Genomic DNA, 15360 nt, shown 5'->3' with positions numbered 1-15360 from the left:
AATCTCAATGTCTACATGGAACCCGGCTGCCGGCTTCGCGACCCCGAAGCGCGTAACTGGGGCCTGACGATCCACCTCATCAATCGGCGGCATTGAATTGATGGGCTTTACGCATCGATTCTTAGGAATAATCGCAAAATTCCAACAAGTTCGATGCTCGACGCGACAGCGGCGCCAGAATGATCGCCACGCCCTGCGGGCGCCGATCACCTCCCTGCGCATGAATGGATATCCTGCACCGCGCCGACTGCGGCTGGCACTCCTGGACGATCACGAAATCGTCCGCCGCGGCACCGTCCTGCACCTGTCTCGCGACGTTCGCTTCAGCATTGTCGCCAGCCACACCCGCAGCGACGAGCTCATCGGCAGCCTCCGCCAGCTGGCAGTCGATGTCGCCATCATCGATCTCACCCTGGCGCCTGGCGACCGCAGCAGTGATGAGCTGGTTCCCCTGCTGCGCAAGTGTTTTCCACATATCCCCCTGCTCGCCTTCGCCACGCTGACGCCAACCACCCGCATCGACCACCTGCTGGCGAGCGGCATCTCCGGCGTAGTCAGCAAGTCCGAGCCCCTGGAGATGCTGTCTGATGCCATCGTGCGCATCTCGCAGGGGCTGTGCCGCCTCCCTGCTGATTGCCTGTTCCCGGCGTGCCGCGAGGAACTAAGCCGCAATGAACGCGAAGTGCTGGACCTGCTCCTGGCCGGCCTGACTGTCTCGGAGATCGCGCTGCGCCGCCACCGCAGCGTCAAGACGGTCAGCACCCAGAAGGTCGCCGCCCTGCGCAAGCTCGGGTTGCGTAATGACGTGGAGATCTATGCACTGCGGCAGCAGCTGGAGCTCCAATGAGGCGGCGCGTTCGCCTCCGTCTGCGCACGTCGTGCACGTTGTTGCTGGCCCTGATCCTGCTGCCGGCTGCATCGGCCGAGGATGCACAGTTGCGGAGATGGTCCGCCGGCCGCGAAGTGCGGGTTGCCACCGCGCCATCATTGCGACCGCTCCCCCCCAACGCTGGCGGATTCAAGCGCACTGCCCACCCTCGCCCATGGCTATGCCAAGCTTGTGGCTCGGCATTCCGGCCTGCGCTTCCGCGATCTCAACTACCCCAGCACGAGCGCAGCGGTCGCTGCCGTCTGCCGGGACGAGGCCGACCTGGTGCTGGTCATGGGCAGCCCCTCGCATCACCCGCTTCCCTGTCCCGACCTGATGGCCTCCGGCGCCTTCCATGGCGGCAAGACGGTATTGGCCGTGCGTAAAGATGGGCGCCCGCCCCGTGACATTACCGGCGTGAGGGCGCAGCTGCTGGCCGTGGTTGACGGCGGCCCCTATGCCGACTGGCTGACGATCCACCACCCCCGGATCCGCCTCCTGCATCTCCCCGACCGCCATGCGGCCCTGGCCGCTGTTGAAAGCGGCAACGCCGATGCTGCGATCGGCCTGGAAGCAACGCTGCACTCGATGATCCGGCAGCACTTCACGGGAAACCTGCAATTGCACCCGTTCGACAGCGGATTCTCTACCGATCTGCACCTGCTTGTCCGCCGGGAGGACCAGCAGCTGCTGGCGCGCATCGATCAGGCGCTGCGCGCCATCACCCTCGAAGAGCACGCAGGCCTGCTGGAGTTGTGGGCGCAGCAGATGCTGCCCACATCCATCGAGAGCGCACTGGATCGTGTGCGTTCCCCGCTCCTGCTCTGGTTGCTGTGTCTGGCCGCGGCACTCATCGGCCTGCCCGTGCTCTGGCAGGCGTTACGCTGGCGAATCGGCCGCGCGGAACAACGCCTCGGGCGCGCGGCGGGAATGATCAGCCATGAAGTGCGCAATTCCGCGCAGACAGTACTGGCTTCGATCGACCTGCTGAGCCAGTCACACCTGCCCAAGGGGCAGCGTGAACTGCTCGCGGCTGCCCTTGCCGCCGGCCACTCGCTGCGCAGGCTGCTCGATCGCTCGCTGGCGTTCTCGCGCCTTGCCAGCGGCAGCTTCAGGCCGCATCCCACGCCCTGCGACGTCGGCCAACTCTGTGCCCGTGCACTGGAAGCAATCCGGCCGGAGGCACTGCGGAGAGGGCTGTCACTCCAGTTGGATCGCGCGCCCGATCCAGCGCCGGTGGTTGTGCTCGATGCTGATGGACTGCGCCAGATTGTCGACAACCTGCTGGGCAATGCACTGAAATTCACCGATGTCGGCGGTATCGAGGTGCGCCTGCAACTACAACCCACCCTGTCTCCCCGGGAGCTGTTGCTGGATGTGATCGACAGCGGCATCGGCATCGCACCCGCTCAACTGGCGCTTCTGTTCCGACCATTCCAGCAGAACGAGGATGGCCAGAGACGTGGCGGCAGCGGACTGGGCCTGACGATTGCGCACGAACTGGCCGTTGCCATGGGCGGCAACCTGACCGCACACAGCGTGCATGGGCGCGGCAGCCGTTTCACCCTGCGATTGCCGGTCCGCGCCGTTCACGGCGATCAGCCGCCCATCGAGCCGCTGCAGCAGTCGCCACTGACCGGCATCGACCTGCTCCTTGTCGAAGATCATGCACTCAGCCGGCATGTCGTCGCAGAGCAACTGCGTCGGCTGGGCGCCGACGTACGCGCGGTTGCCGATGCCGACGCCGCATTGGCCGAGCAAGCGCTACGACCGCGCGGCACGGTCGTACTGGATATCGGGCTTCGCGGCTCGGATGGCTATGCACTGGCGCAGCAGCTGCGTGCGCAGGCACAGGCACCTCTGCGAGTGATTGCCCTGTCCGCCCGCACGGGGCGCCGGCACGCGGCACGCTGCCGAAGGGCCGGCTTCGACGCCATCCTGGTCAAGCCGCTGCAGGTTGCGAGCCTGCTGCAGGCGCTGGACCTGCCGCCCTCGGCGCACGGCACTGCGCCCGATGACACCCCTCGCGCCGCGCCGGATTACGCTGCGGACATTGCCCATGAGCTGGCCAGGATTGAACAGGCCGTGCAGGACGCCGATGCCTCGACACTGCTCCATCATGCACACCGGCTGCAGGGAACGCTGCAGATGTGCCGGGCAACGGATCAGGCCGGCACGGCGGCCGACCTGTGGGAACTGGGGCATGAAGCCGCGCCTGACTGGGTCGAGGCGCGGCGACTGCTGCGGGGATTGCAGCAGTGGCACGGCTCCCGCAGGGCGGAAGCCGCACCATCGACCTGATCAGGCCGCCAGGCGCTCGACCTGGCGACGGGTAAGGTCATTGAAGCGACCCAGCGACATCAGGTGCTGGTGGATCAGCGCCAGCCAGCCGCTGCGGTGCCACTCGACCACGGTCGCTTCCGGCAGCGCCACGAACTTCTCGACGTCCACCACCAGGAAGCCGTTGAGATTGAACTCGCGGCCATCCGGAGTGCGCACGGTGGCGTTGCGCTCGACCAGCAGGCCGTTGTCGATCAGGGCCTTGGAGAAGGCCTGGGTCTGTTCGTGTTCGCGGGTGTACTGGCCGCAGAACTCCAACGCCTGCTGCACCATGTCGGTGGCCTTGCCATCAACGAACAGCGGCTGGCCTTCGTCACCGCCCTTGACCACGCGCGCGCTCTCTTCGTCGATGCCCAGCAGGAAGTCGTTGTCTGCACCGGTGTCGATGAAGATGAAGGGGTGGCGACGCAGGTAGGCCGGGATATAGGCCTCGTCTTCCCACAGGCCGTCCTTGATGAACAGGTTCTGATCGGAAACGCCGACGGCGGCCATCGGCACGGCGGTCGGGCCGGCGAACAGGATCGGGAAGTGGTGCAGGGCCAGCGAGAACTCGCCCAGCACCAGCGGAATGGCGTTGTTGCCGGCGGCAAACTCAAGCCTGCCCGGCAGGATGCGCAGATCGGCATGCACATCGGCCTGCAGCGGCACCGGACGGGTGTAGAACAGGGGGGCGCTGCTCGGCGCCGCTTCGGTGGTGGTGTCGCTGGTGGTCGTCATCTTGGGAACCGTTCGATCATGCGCGCCTGCCATCCCGGGCGCGCCAGCGGGAACAACCTGAATCCCGCATTATCAACAAGCTCGATGACAACGGCCACCCCACCGACGGCCTATTTCAACTGCAGGGGGTAGCGCTGCCAGAGGACGTGGACCAGGAACCCGGCCAGCTCGGTGTCGCGCGCGCTCACCGCAGCGCGGATCTTGTCCAGCAGCACCATGTCCGAGCAGGAGCGCACATCGGCGTGGTTGGCCTGCCCAGCCCGGCGCGCGCGGTAGCGTGCTGCGCGCTGCGCGTCACTCATTGCGTACCCGAACTTGGGCGGACGACCGCGCTTTCGCGGCAGGGTCAGCTCCAGGGTTCCGGGGTCTTTGTCATCACGCATGAGAGGGGTGCGGGCGGCGGCGAGCAACGGGGGGTGCGCAATTTATCGTGAGGCATCACTTTAATCCAGCTTTTTCTGCAGTTTTGTTGCGATGCAGTGCATTATCCCGGTGTCGATGCGAATTCATCCACGCATGGCGTGGATCTACTGCAGGGCCTGCAACCCGATCACCCGGTAGATCCACGCCATGCGTGGATGGGCGTTCCCGACGACAAAAAAAGGGAGCCCGCTCACGGGCTCCCCTCGCCTTTCCTCATGCAGCGCGTACCGGCTCGTAACCATGCAGGTGCGCCTCACTGCTGGCCCGCCCCTGGCTGAGCGAACGCAGTGATGTGGTGTAACCCACCAGCTGCGCCAGCGGCGCAAAGCCGCTGACCTCGGCGCGACCGTCCTGGTCGTCGATGCGGGCAATGCGACCATGGCGGCGGTTGAGGTCGCCAACCACATCACCCACCGACGCCGACGGCGAATGCACCGTCACCGCCATCACCGGCTCCAGCAGCTGCGTACCGCCCTCCACCAGCGCCGCCTTGATCGCCTCGGCACCGGCACGGTGGAACGCCATCTCCGACGAGTCCTTGGCATGGGTCTGGCCATCGACAAGACTGACCTCGATACCGACCACCGGATGGCCCTGCGGACCTTCCGACAGCGCGGCACGCACGCCCTTCTCCACCGCCGCGATGAAGCTGCGCGGCACCACGCCACCGACGATGCGGTCGTTGAACACCACCTGGTCGTCCTCGCGCGGCGATACATCCAGCACCACATGCGCGAACTGGCCCTGGCCACCGGTCTGCTTGACCAGCCGCCCCACCACGCCGGCCATCGCACGCAGCGGTGTCTCCTGGTAGGCCACGCGCGGCGAACCTACGCCCACCTCGACCTTCCATTCGCTGCGCAGGCGCTCGACCATCACCTCCAGGTGCAGCTCGCCCATGCCCCAGACCAGGGTCTCCGCCGTGTCGCCATCGGTTTCGACGCGGAACGAGGGGTCTTCCTGGGCCAGGCTGGCCAGACCCTGCGCCATCCGGATCAGGTCGGCCGCACGCGCCGGCTCCAGCCGCCAGGCCAGCACCGGCGCCTGTGCCTGGATGTTCTCCAGGCGTAGCGGCTGCGCACGGCCGCTCAGCGTTTCGCCACTGACCGCATCCTTCCAGCCCAGCACCGCGACGATGTCACCGGCCACGGCCTGTTCGATGTCGTGGGTCTGGTCGGCCTGCACCCGCACCAGGCGACTGACACGTCGACCCTGCGGATGCTGCGAACTGGCCACGGCATCACCGACCTTCAAGGTGCCCGAGTACAGCCGCACGAAGCTCAATGCGCCGTGCTGCTGGTGGGTGATCTTGAACAGCAGGCCCGCCAGCGGACCGTCTGGATCCGGCGGCAGCACCACCTCGCCGCTCTCGCTTTCAGCGGTCACGGCAGGCCGATCCAGCGGCGACGGCAGGTAATCGACCACCGCATCCAGCAGCGTCTCGATGCCCTTGTCCTTGAAGGCCGCACCGGCCAGTACCGGCACGCCCGCACCGGCCAGCGTCGCCCGTCGGATCGCCGCGCGCAGCTGTTCGGCATCGATCACGCGACCTTCCAGCCAGGCATCGGCCAGAAGTTCGTCGTGGTCGGCCACGGCCTCGACCAGTGCGTCGCGTTGCGGCTGCCACAGGGTGCGCGCCGCGTCGTCCCACGGGGCCACCGTGGTTACGGCACCATCCTGCCAGTGCAGCACGCGCTCATCGACCAGGTCGACCCAGCCGTTGAAATCGCTTTCACTGCCCAGTGGCACACCGAGCGCCCACGGCCGCGCCCTCAGCTTGTCCTGCAGCTGCTCCAGCACGCGCTCGAACGAGGCGCCGACGCGATCCATCTTGTTGACGAAGGCGATCAGCGGCACGCGATGGCGACGCGCCTGGCGCCACACCGTCTCTGACTGCGGCTGCACGCCGTCCACCGCCGAGAACACGGCGACGGCGCCGTCGAGCACACGCAGCGAACGCTCGACTTCAATGGCGAAGTCGATGTGGCCGGGAGTGTCGATCAGGGTCAGCCGATGCGGCGGCAGGTCGCGTGGCGCCCACTGCGCCTGCACGGCGGCGGCGCCGATGGTGATGCCACGCTCGCGCTCGATCGCCGAGAAATCGGTGGTCGCATTGCCGTCGTGCACTTCGCCGACGCGGTGAATCTCGCCGCTTTTCCACAGCAGGCGTTCGGTCAGCGTGGTCTTGCCGGCGTCGATGTGGGCAATGATGCCGAGGTTGCGACGGCGGGAAAGGACTTGTGTGTTCATGAGAAAGGTTCCTGCAAAGCCAACTTCGGGGGCCGCGCACCCCGGTTGGCGACAGGGCGCGCGGCTAGCGTTCGGTCTCTGCGATCTGGTGCATGGCACGTTCTCCTTGCGGTACATCGGGTTACGGGAAATGGAACTGCGGAAACGAAAAGAGCGCCCCGGAGGGCGCTCTGTCGAAGCTCCAGTGATGGCCGCTTCAACGGCCTCGTGGGGCTCCAGGCAGACACGCCCGTTCCGCGCTTGCGCGGGTCAGGGTGAAAAACTTCAGGAGCGGCATCCGGTTCATGGGGCGCATTCTAGACCTGCCAATCTGGCGCGCAAGTGAATATTGCGCACATAGATAGAACGATGAGACCGACCGGCATCGGGGTCGGATCACTTTGCGGCGGCAGAGGGCTCTGACCCCTGCCCTGCTTTACTTGCAGTCGTGCAGCTTGCGCGCCTCACCCACCGTCGCAGCCTGGTCGTCCCCCATCGAGATCCAGCCCTTCAACGACATCGTCGGATCCACCTGCGCCTGGCGCGGGCCGCCATGGACCACCACCTCGGTCCAGCTGCCGACCGGCGCCAGCTCCGACAGTCGCGCCGCCTGGTCGTCTTCGGTACTGAACATGTCGTCCGGCTCCGCAGGCTTGGCCTTGTTCACGGTCTCGGTCTTGCGCGCCCGGATCCGCAGCGCGCCATCGGCCATGCGCTGGGTAGTGACGTCATGGCGTTCCACCCCGTAGGCCCAGCTGCTCTCGCCCGCACGACGGGTCTCGCTGCCGTCGTCTGCCACCATCACGGAATCACCTGCCGCTTCGGCCACGGTCGCAAGCGAACCTAGGCCGGACATCATTGCCTGATAGGCAATCATCTGCCGCTGTTCGGCGGCCAGCGCAACGTCACCTGCCTTGCCGGCAGGAATCTGCAGGTACACCGCCTCCCTGCACAGCATCAGCACCTGCTGGTCATCCCAGCTGATGAGCACTTCATCACTGGCGAAATAGCGGGTCGTCACCGGAACCACCGGAGCACTCCCGCCGGCGGAGTACCGGCTCTCGATCAGCGAGGCCTGCTCGGCGGCCTTGATCAGGGAGACCGAGGATGCGGACGCGGCGTGGGCCGCGCACGTCGTGGCAACACACGAAACAAGAAGTACAAAGCGCGGGAGTTTGAATCGCATGGGGTCATTCCTTTGATGGCGGAAAGCCCAACATGATACCCGGCACGATCGAGGCTACCGGGACTACAGCGCTTCGATGTCAAAGGGGAAAGTCTCTTCAACCGTGCCGCCAACGACTTTTCCAGCGCGCTGCGCAGGGACGCAGCACCATCCCCATGCATGCTCGATGGCAGCAGCATCCTGTGCAGGATCACCGCTTGACTGAACAACCTCAACGGACTGAAGCAGGCCCGAGGCATCCACGTGCATCCGCAAGCGCGCCACACCGCCAGAGCGCTTCTCTGGCGGATATTCCAGCGGACGCAGCACCTGGGAAAAGAACGAAATTCCCACGCTCTCGCTCCGGCTGGAGATGGCAGAGCAGTCATCCCTACGCTCGAATCGCTTTCCACGCCCGGCAACAATGCGTTGCAGGGCTGCCAAAGCCTCATCTGCACATTGATCGCTTGCTCCCTCCAAGCGGCTGTTGCAGATGTATCGCGTTTTCGCAGCACTTCCAGGCCCAGGAGCACAGCTGGGCAACACCAGAAGGCTGATGAGCAGTGAGATGTAGTGTGCGCGATTCATACTATTTTCGGAGCAGTGCATATCTCCCAGCACGATCCCAGCGGAAGCACTCCAGTGCCATGCAACTTTTCTGAGATGCACAGGAAAGGACAACCAATTCCAGCAAATGCTCATCGGGTCCTCCCTTGCGCATGGAATGGCCTATGACCACTACCCGCGCTAAGCCCCGGCCAGCACTGGTCTACATCTCAGGCGGCAGGCCAAGCGCGGACCAGTAGGATCTACTGCTTGGAGTTTGGCAGCCCCCCAAGATAGGGGCTATGAATCCCCACCGTACTTTTCCGGGTACTGCAGGTAGTCCCATTTTCCTTGCGTCTGCTCCCTGACGCGCCGGCTCCTATCCTTTGCGAGTATCGGATACAACCTCGCGGCAAGCCCCTCTGAGATCCAAAGCATGTGGCAAGCCACTCGGAATCTGACCTTGGCCGTGGAGTGCGATGCCAGTTCAAACCAGACGCACTCTGTAGTTGGATACGCGTCATTCAGCTTGCAAAGCCAGCTACCAGATGTCTCCCATGTCCCCGAGGCGCCGTCCACAAGACCCTTGCGAATCGCATTCACTGCGCTCTCGATCGGAACGATGCCGTCCTTGAAATCGTGAATGGCGTTGACGATGGCAAGCACCATCTGGAGCTCATCATCCTTGTGGTGTCTGCTAATCGCGCATTTGATTTCATGCTCGCGGCCAAAGGTGAACATATGGACTTCCCTGCTCCGGAATGCCCCATGGTCAGTCAGCCCGAAACATCAAAGCAACAATCAACTAGCAGCGCTCGTACCTGAAGGGAGGGCGCAGCCAGCGCAGCTCCTGCCACCCCAAGGCCCAACACACCAGCTTCCCCGGTGGCAGGGCGGAGAATCACCGAAAATCAGCTCAGGGTGTTGTCAAAGACGCGGCTATTTACGACATCACCCTGATATCAGGTCACCACCACCAGCGGCACCCCACGCCTTGGGTGCTCCAACACCACCACATCCTGCTGGTAGACCCGCTGCAGATTATCTTCGGTCAGCACCTGCAGCGGCGTACCGTCTGCCGCCACCCTGCCCTGCTCCAGCAGCACGATGCGGTCGGCATAGCCAGCGGCCAGATTCAGGTCGTGCAGCACCACGATCACGCAAGCACCTGCTTCGGCACAGGCGCGCACACTGCGCAGCGTGCGTTCCTGGTGACGCAGATCCAGCGCTGCGGTCGGCTCATCCAGCAGCAGCAGCGGCGTGTCCTGCGCCAACACGCGCGCGAACGTGGTCCGTGCCGATTCACCGCCCGACAGCTGCTGCACCTCGCGCAGGCGCAGCGCCTGCAGTTCAGCGGCATCGATTGCCGCTTCCACCTGGGCGTCATCCACGGCTGGATCCGGCGGATGCGGAAGCCGGCCCATCGCCACCACTTCTTCCACACTGAAGGCGAAGCGCACGCCATGCTCCTGCGGCATCACCGCGCGCTCGCGTGCCAGCGGCCCGGCCTTGTAACCGGCCAACGGCTTGCCGAGTAGGCTTACTTCGCCAGCGTCGGCACGCAGGTCACCTGCCGCCACAGCCAGCAACGTGGACTTGCCCGCGCCATTCGGGCCAACCAGTGCGGTGACCGTACCCGGTTCAAACGCCAGCGAAATGCCGTGCAGGATCTCGCGCTGCTGGCGGCGCACCACCACTTCGTGCAGCTTCAACAACACGCTCATGGTGCGGCCTTGCGGCGCTGCTGCAGCACCAGCCACAGGAAGAACGGCGCGCCCAGCGCAGCCGAGAACAGGCCCAGCGGAATCTCCGCCGGCGGATCCAATGTGCGCGCGGCGGTGTCGGCCACCACGATCAGCAGTGCACCCAGCAGGCCGGACAACGGCAGCAACCAGCGATGACCAGGGCCGACCAGCAGGCGCGCCACGTGCGGCACCACCAGGCCGACGAAACTGATCGAACCAGCAAACGCCACCGCTGCGCCCACCAGCAGCGCACTGAACGCCACCAGGCGGCGACGCGTGCGGGTGACATCCAGCCCGAGGTGCTGTGCCTGGCGTTCGCCCAGCGCCAGCATGTCCAGCGGCGTAGCCAATCGCTGCAGCGCGAACACACCGATGGCGAACAACGGCACCACGGCCGCCACATCGGCCCAGTTGGCGCGCGCCAGCGAGCCCATCTGCCAGAACACCAGCGACTGCAGCTCGCTTTCGCTGGCGATATATGTGAGGAAACCGATCAACGCCGAGCAGAACGCGGCCATCGCGATACCGACCAGCAGCAGCGTGGCGTTGCCCGTACCCTTGCCGGGCCGGGCCAATGCGTAGGTCAGGCCGATCGCCAGTGCACCACCAGCGAATGCAGCCACCGGCACCAGCCAGCCGGCTGCGCCCGCAGCGCCGAGAACAATGGCAGCGACTGCACCCAGCGCAGCACCCTGGCTGACACCGACAATGCCGGGATCGGCCAGCGGATTGCCGAACAGGCCCTGCAGGCTGGCACCGGCCATCGCCAGCGACGCACCGACCATCGCGCCCAACAGGGCACGCGGAATACGCAGCTGCCAGACCACGGCGAGGTCGCGGCTGCTGACCGCCTGTGGATCGAGCAGACCCAGCTTCACCGCCAACGCCTGCATCACCTCCATCGGCGGCAGCCGCAACGGACCCACGGCGAACGAGGCCAGCACTGCCCCCAGCAGTGCCAGCAACGCCACCAGCAACATCGTCCGCCCGCGACGGCGGCGCCGATCCGCCGGACTCATGCCTTCGGCAACGCCGCCAGGGCCTTGGCCAGCGCCAGCGCACCAGCACCGGAACCGACACTGGTGTACTTCAGCTGCACATCCGGCATCACCCAGACCCGATTGGCCTGCCCGGCCGGGGTCTGCTTCAGCGTCGGGTACGCCTTCCACAGGCCTTCGGCACCGCCGAACAGCTGCAGGTCATGCTCGGTCACCAGGATCACTTCCGGTGCCGCCGCGACCACGCCCTCATTGCTCAGCTGCGAGTAGTTCTTCACTCCCGCTTCGGTACCGATGTTGATGCCGCCCGCCAGTGCGATCAGCTGCGCCGACGCACTGTCGGCACCTGCAACGGTTGGTGAGCCACCGGCGCCGGTGGCCGAGACGTGGATCACTCGTGGCGCATGGCCCAACCCCTTGCCAATCGCTGCAGCCTCGTCGAGCTGACGCTGCACCTGTGTGGCAAGCGTCTGCCCTGCCTCGGCCAGCCCTAGTGCGGCGGCGACCTTGCGCACCTTGTCCGGCGCCGGCTGCAGGTCATCGATGACCACCGCCGGTTCACCCACCTCGCGCAGCTTCTTCGCCAGTTCGGTGTGGCGGCGCAGACTGTTGCCGAGGAACAGCGAGCCCTGCAGGCTCAGCACGCCCTCCACGCCCGTGGTGCGGTTGAACAGGAACTGGTGCGGCGCGGCCAGGCCGGCCCCGGTGGTGGTGTTGGTCGGCGCGGCGAACACCTGCTTGTCCAGTCCGAGCGCCTCGATCACCGCGATCACGTCGTCACCACCGGCAATGATGCGGCTGGTATCGGCCACCTCGACGTCGGCGCCGTCATCGGAATGCACCTGGGCCGGCAGCACAGCCTTCTGATCGCGCACGGCCGGCATATCGGTGCCGGCCACGCGCTGCCAGCCAGCCGGCAACGCGGCTTCGCCAGCCGCGGTTGCGGCGGCGGGTTCAACCGGCTTGCCGGTGTCCGAGGGCGTCGATGAACCGCCACAGGCAGCCAGTGCCAGCGAGACAGCCAACGGAAGCGCACACAGGCGCAGACGGGACGCGATGTTCATGCTCGTTCTCCTTGCTGGCAGGGCGACGCGCACGCCGCCCTGCCGTGTGACTTACTGCTTCGGGGTGATGCGGGTGATGCGGTCACCCTTCGGGTCTTCGGCGCCACGCGACTTGTTCACCGCGAACACGTTGCCCTTGCCATCGGCACGGACGTGGTTCGGCAGCGTGCCGCCGTCGAGGTTGGCGACCACCTTGCCGTCACCGTTCACCACGGTGACCGTGCCAGCGCCACGGTTGCTGACGTAGGCCAGGCCGGACGCATCATCGAAGGCGACGTTCAGCGCGCCGGCGCCGACCGGCACATCGTGCAGCACCTTGCCGGCGGCCACATCGACGATCAGCAGGTTGTCGGTGCCCTGCGAGGCCACGTACAGGCGGTTGCGCGCTGCGTCGAAGGCCACGCCCGAGGCACTGATCGAGTTGCCCAGGTCGATGACCTTCTCGACCTTGCCGCTGGCCACGTCGATCACTGCCGCTTCCGGGGTGCCGATGCTGACGGTGAACAGCTTGCCGCCCTTCTCGTCCAGCACCAGGCTCATCGGAGTGAACTTGCCGTCGTCCACGCCGGACTCCAGCGTCACCGCCGGCAGCTCCTTGAGGGTCTTGGCGTCGAACACCGACAGATGGTCCTCGCCCGTGGCCGAGGCGAACACCTTGCCGTGGGTGCCATCAACCACCACGTCGCGCGCGTGCGGCACGGCATCGACCGGGAACTGGTGGACCAGCGACAGGTCCTTCTGGCGGTAGACCGCGATGGAGTTCTGGCGGGTGTTGGTGACCCATACATTGCCGTTGGTGTCATCCACGCCAACGCCGTAGACCGCGTAGACCGCGCCATTGGTGCTGCCCGGCACCTGCGCCGGGGTGATCGCCTTGGTCACCTTCAGCGACTTCGGGTCCAGCTTCAACAGCTGCGACTGGGTCACCGGCGGGCGGCCCACGGCCGAGGTCACGAACACCGCGTTGCTGGCGGCGCTGTAGGCGGACTGATACAGGCCCGGCACCAGCTTGTTGGACTGGGTGGCGAACTGCGCCTGGCCGGACAGCGGCAGCTGCGGCGAGACGCGCAGCTTCAGCACGGTGGCTGCAGCCGGCTGGCTGGCGCGCACCACCACCGGGTGGGTACCCGGCACGGCGTCGGCCGGAATGCTCAGCTGGGTCTTGAAGTTGCCATCGGCATCGACCACCAGCGGCTGCGTGTTGAGTACGCTGTCGCCACGCAACAGGCTGACTTTCTGGCCCGGCACGAAACCGCGACCGACCACGTCGGCAGTGCTGCCGGGAACCACGTTCTCACCGCGCGAGACGACCTCGCCCTTGAAGGTGGCGTTGGCCGGCTGATCGAACACCGGCTGTGCGGTGGCGGTCACGGCCAGCAACAGGCCAGCGGCGAGAGATGTGAGACGGAAAGACGGACGGAACGACATGGAAGGCTCCTTGCACACGTAGGCCGCGCCACGTGACGCGGGATTCATCGGTTGCCTGGGCCGCTGCACATCGGCAGCCTCGCCTGGGTAGTGGGGTCGCACGCCTTGGCATGCGAAGGGATTCATTCGGCGGCGTTGTCACCGCTATTGGGTGCGCCGTCACCGGCACTGCGGTCGGTCACGCCGTACAGTTCATGCAACGCGGCATGGAACGACGCAGGCAGCATCGGGCCGTGACCGAGGCCGTCGAACTCGCGGTACTGCACGCGCATGCCCGGCACCTTGGCCAACCGCTCGGACAGCTGCATCGCCGCATCCGGGGTGGCACCACCGATGCGGCGCAGGTGTGCGACCACGCGCGGATTACTCATGTCGCGCTTGCCGCGATCACCGACACGCTCGGCACCGCCCAGCATCAGCCAGAGCTTTGCTGGCTGGCCATGGACGTTCTGCACGAACTGCTGTTCCGGATCACCCAGCGCCGCGCCCTGGCTCCACCACAGCGACGGACTGGCCGCCAGATAGGACTGGAAGGCGGCGGGACGGGTGTACAGCGCATTGAGCACGAACAACCCACCCAGCGAGTGGCCCCAGAGTGCTTGCTGCTGCGTATCAATGCGTGCGCGGCGCTCGACTTCCGGCTTGATGCGGCGTTCGATCACATCCAGGAACGCGGCAGCACCGCCACCGACCGCCTGGGTCGTACCGCTCTCGTCGTCGGCGCGGTCGATCCACGCGGTGTAGTCGCGGGTGCGCGCCTTGGAATCGATGCGCAGGTCGTTGTCATAACCGATCAGCACCAGTACCGGCGGCGCCTTGCGTGCCGCCAGCTCGGCCAGCAACGGCTGATCCAGCACCATCGCCACGGCATTGCCATCCAGCGCGTACAGCACCGGCAGCGGCGCGTTGCTGGCCTTGGCCGGGATCGCCACATTCACCCGCCAGCGGCGTTGCTGGTCGGGACTGTCCACCACGAAATGCTCGAAGCGATAACTGACCGCCGGCTCGTCGAGCACGGTGTGGCCGATCTTCTGCAGCGGATTGCGCTGCTGCGCATGGACGTACGGGGTGGCCAGGAGCAGACCCATCATCAAGGCGACCAGGCCGCGGGCCAGTGGACCACGGCGCGAAGGCGGGACGAAATGCTTCATCAGCGGCGGCAGAAGCGGCTCACGGCCGCCGGTTCACAAGGGACCGCAGTCTACCTTAAACGCGAATGATTATCACATCGATCGAACGTCACGCTGTGTATCACGCGCGCGCATGCCGGGTTGCGCAAGGGGCGGCAATTCCCCTATTTTGCCGGCCATCGGGGCATTGGATCGCCCCGCTTCCAGCGCAGCCGTGGATGGCGGGCACTTGCCGCCATCCGGGTCGCGTTCATCTGCACACAACCGCCATGGGATTGGATCCCATGATTGTGAGAACCCTTGAAGCACACCGCACTGATCGCCCTGTCCCTCGGCCTGCTCGCCCCGCTGGCCGCCCACGCCGCGCAGGATCTGCCGTCGCTCTACCAGGCCTTTGAAGAGGCCGGCAATTCGACGTTGAGCATGGACCAACTCAACCAGACGGTGACGTTCACCGCCGTGGCACTGGGCGTCTCCAGCAACCTGGCGGGCGAGCCGCTGATCGAAGCGGGCGATGACCAGGGCAGTGTCCTGGCCCGGCTGACAACCGACGACGAACAACAGGCGGCCAAGCTGGGCGCACTGGAAGAAGGCGCCACCTTCACCGCCAGCTGCACGCTGCAGTTCAGCTCCGGCACGGACTACCTGTCCTTCGGCGATTGCACCCTGAAATAACGACGAAGCCGGCGAAACGCCGGCTTCTTCTC

General features: G+C 65.9%; 13 protein-coding genes and 1 pseudogene. 3 read left to right on the top strand and 11 right to left on the bottom strand.

Annotated features, from left to right (window positions below; translation table 11 throughout):
• Positions 1 to 100 precede the first annotated feature (100 nt).
• Both ACZK4Z_RS10555 and ACZK4Z_RS10550 read left to right on the top strand, forming a co-directional pair.
• Entirely contained in the window at positions 101 to 847 is a 747-nt protein-coding gene (locus ACZK4Z_RS10555) for a LuxR C-terminal-related transcriptional regulator (protein ID WP_260467336.1), read from the top strand.
• Positions 844 to 3169 (top strand): annotated as a pseudogene (locus tag ACZK4Z_RS10550) (ATP-binding protein). Before ACZK4Z_RS10555 ends, ACZK4Z_RS10550 begins: the two are co-directional and overlap by 4 nt.
• Here ACZK4Z_RS10550 and ACZK4Z_RS10545 read toward each other — a convergent pair.
• The 11 genes from ACZK4Z_RS10545 to ACZK4Z_RS10495 all read right to left on the bottom strand — a co-directional run bounded on the left by ACZK4Z_RS10545 (position 3170) and on the right by ACZK4Z_RS10495 (position 14674).
• Positions 3170 to 3925, bottom strand: coding sequence for a SapC family protein (locus ACZK4Z_RS10545; RefSeq protein ID WP_032127340.1), 756 nt, complete (start codon positions 3923 to 3925; stop codon positions 3170 to 3172). It lies immediately after the preceding pseudogene.
• A gap of 110 nt (positions 3926 to 4035) precedes the next feature.
• Positions 4036 to 4308, bottom strand: coding sequence for a hypothetical protein (locus ACZK4Z_RS10540; protein WP_005409616.1), 273 nt, complete (start codon positions 4306 to 4308; stop codon positions 4036 to 4038).
• 253 nt (positions 4309 to 4561) lie between these two features.
• The gene (gene fusA, locus ACZK4Z_RS10535) at positions 4562 to 6598 is read right to left on the bottom strand and encodes an elongation factor G (RefSeq protein WP_125894015.1); all 2037 of its coding nucleotides are present in this window, start codon (positions 6596 to 6598) and stop codon (positions 4562 to 4564) included.
• Between the two features lie 415 nt (positions 6599 to 7013).
• Positions 7014 to 7763: a hypothetical protein gene (locus tag ACZK4Z_RS10530; protein WP_125894013.1), complete on the bottom strand. Its 750-nt coding sequence runs from the start codon at positions 7761 to 7763 to the stop codon at positions 7014 to 7016.
• 63 nt (positions 7764 to 7826) lie between these two features.
• Positions 7827 to 8444 (bottom strand): energy transducer TonB family protein, encoded by a 618-nt coding sequence (locus tag ACZK4Z_RS10525; protein WP_125894011.1) that lies wholly within the window; start codon positions 8442 to 8444, stop codon positions 7827 to 7829.
• 144 nt (positions 8445 to 8588) lie between these two features.
• Entirely contained in the window at positions 8589 to 9029 is a 441-nt protein-coding gene (locus ACZK4Z_RS10520) for a hypothetical protein (RefSeq protein WP_125894009.1), read from the bottom strand.
• 221 nt (positions 9030 to 9250) lie between these two features.
• Positions 9251 to 10012: a heme ABC transporter ATP-binding protein gene (locus tag ACZK4Z_RS10515; RefSeq protein WP_006366865.1), complete on the bottom strand. Its 762-nt coding sequence runs from the start codon at positions 10010 to 10012 to the stop codon at positions 9251 to 9253.
• Positions 10009 to 11052 carry a FecCD family ABC transporter permease gene (locus tag ACZK4Z_RS10510; RefSeq protein WP_012511012.1) on the bottom strand — a complete coding sequence of 348 codons (1044 nt, stop codon included), beginning with the start codon at positions 11050 to 11052 and terminating at the stop codon, positions 10009 to 10011. The genes ACZK4Z_RS10515 and ACZK4Z_RS10510 overlap by 4 nt, the downstream gene beginning before the upstream one ends.
• On the bottom strand, positions 11049 to 12095 hold the full coding sequence (locus ACZK4Z_RS10505) for a heme/hemin ABC transporter substrate-binding protein (protein ID WP_125894007.1): 1047 nt from the start codon (positions 12093 to 12095) through the stop codon (positions 11049 to 11051). The genes ACZK4Z_RS10510 and ACZK4Z_RS10505 overlap by 4 nt, the downstream gene beginning before the upstream one ends.
• 51 nt (positions 12096 to 12146) lie before the next feature.
• Positions 12147 to 13523 (bottom strand): YncE family protein, encoded by a 1377-nt coding sequence (locus tag ACZK4Z_RS10500; protein ID WP_065723255.1) that lies wholly within the window; start codon positions 13521 to 13523, stop codon positions 12147 to 12149.
• A gap of 122 nt (positions 13524 to 13645) precedes the next feature.
• Positions 13646 to 14674 (bottom strand): alpha/beta hydrolase, encoded by a 1029-nt coding sequence (locus ACZK4Z_RS10495; RefSeq protein WP_125894005.1) that lies wholly within the window; start codon positions 14672 to 14674, stop codon positions 13646 to 13648.
• Between the two features lie 279 nt (positions 14675 to 14953).
• Between ACZK4Z_RS10495 and ACZK4Z_RS10490 the strand changes: the two genes are divergently transcribed.
• A complete protein-coding gene (locus ACZK4Z_RS10490) occupies positions 14954 to 15328 on the top strand; it encodes a hypothetical protein (RefSeq protein ID WP_125894003.1) in 375 nt (124 codons plus the stop codon).
• Positions 15329 to 15360: the final 32 nt, after the last annotated feature.

The sequence above is a fragment of the Stenotrophomonas sp. 71799_Sma genome (genome assembly GCF_056482505.1).
Note: the sequence above shows the minus strand (reverse complement) of the source record. Positions and strands in the feature narration are given on the sequence as shown.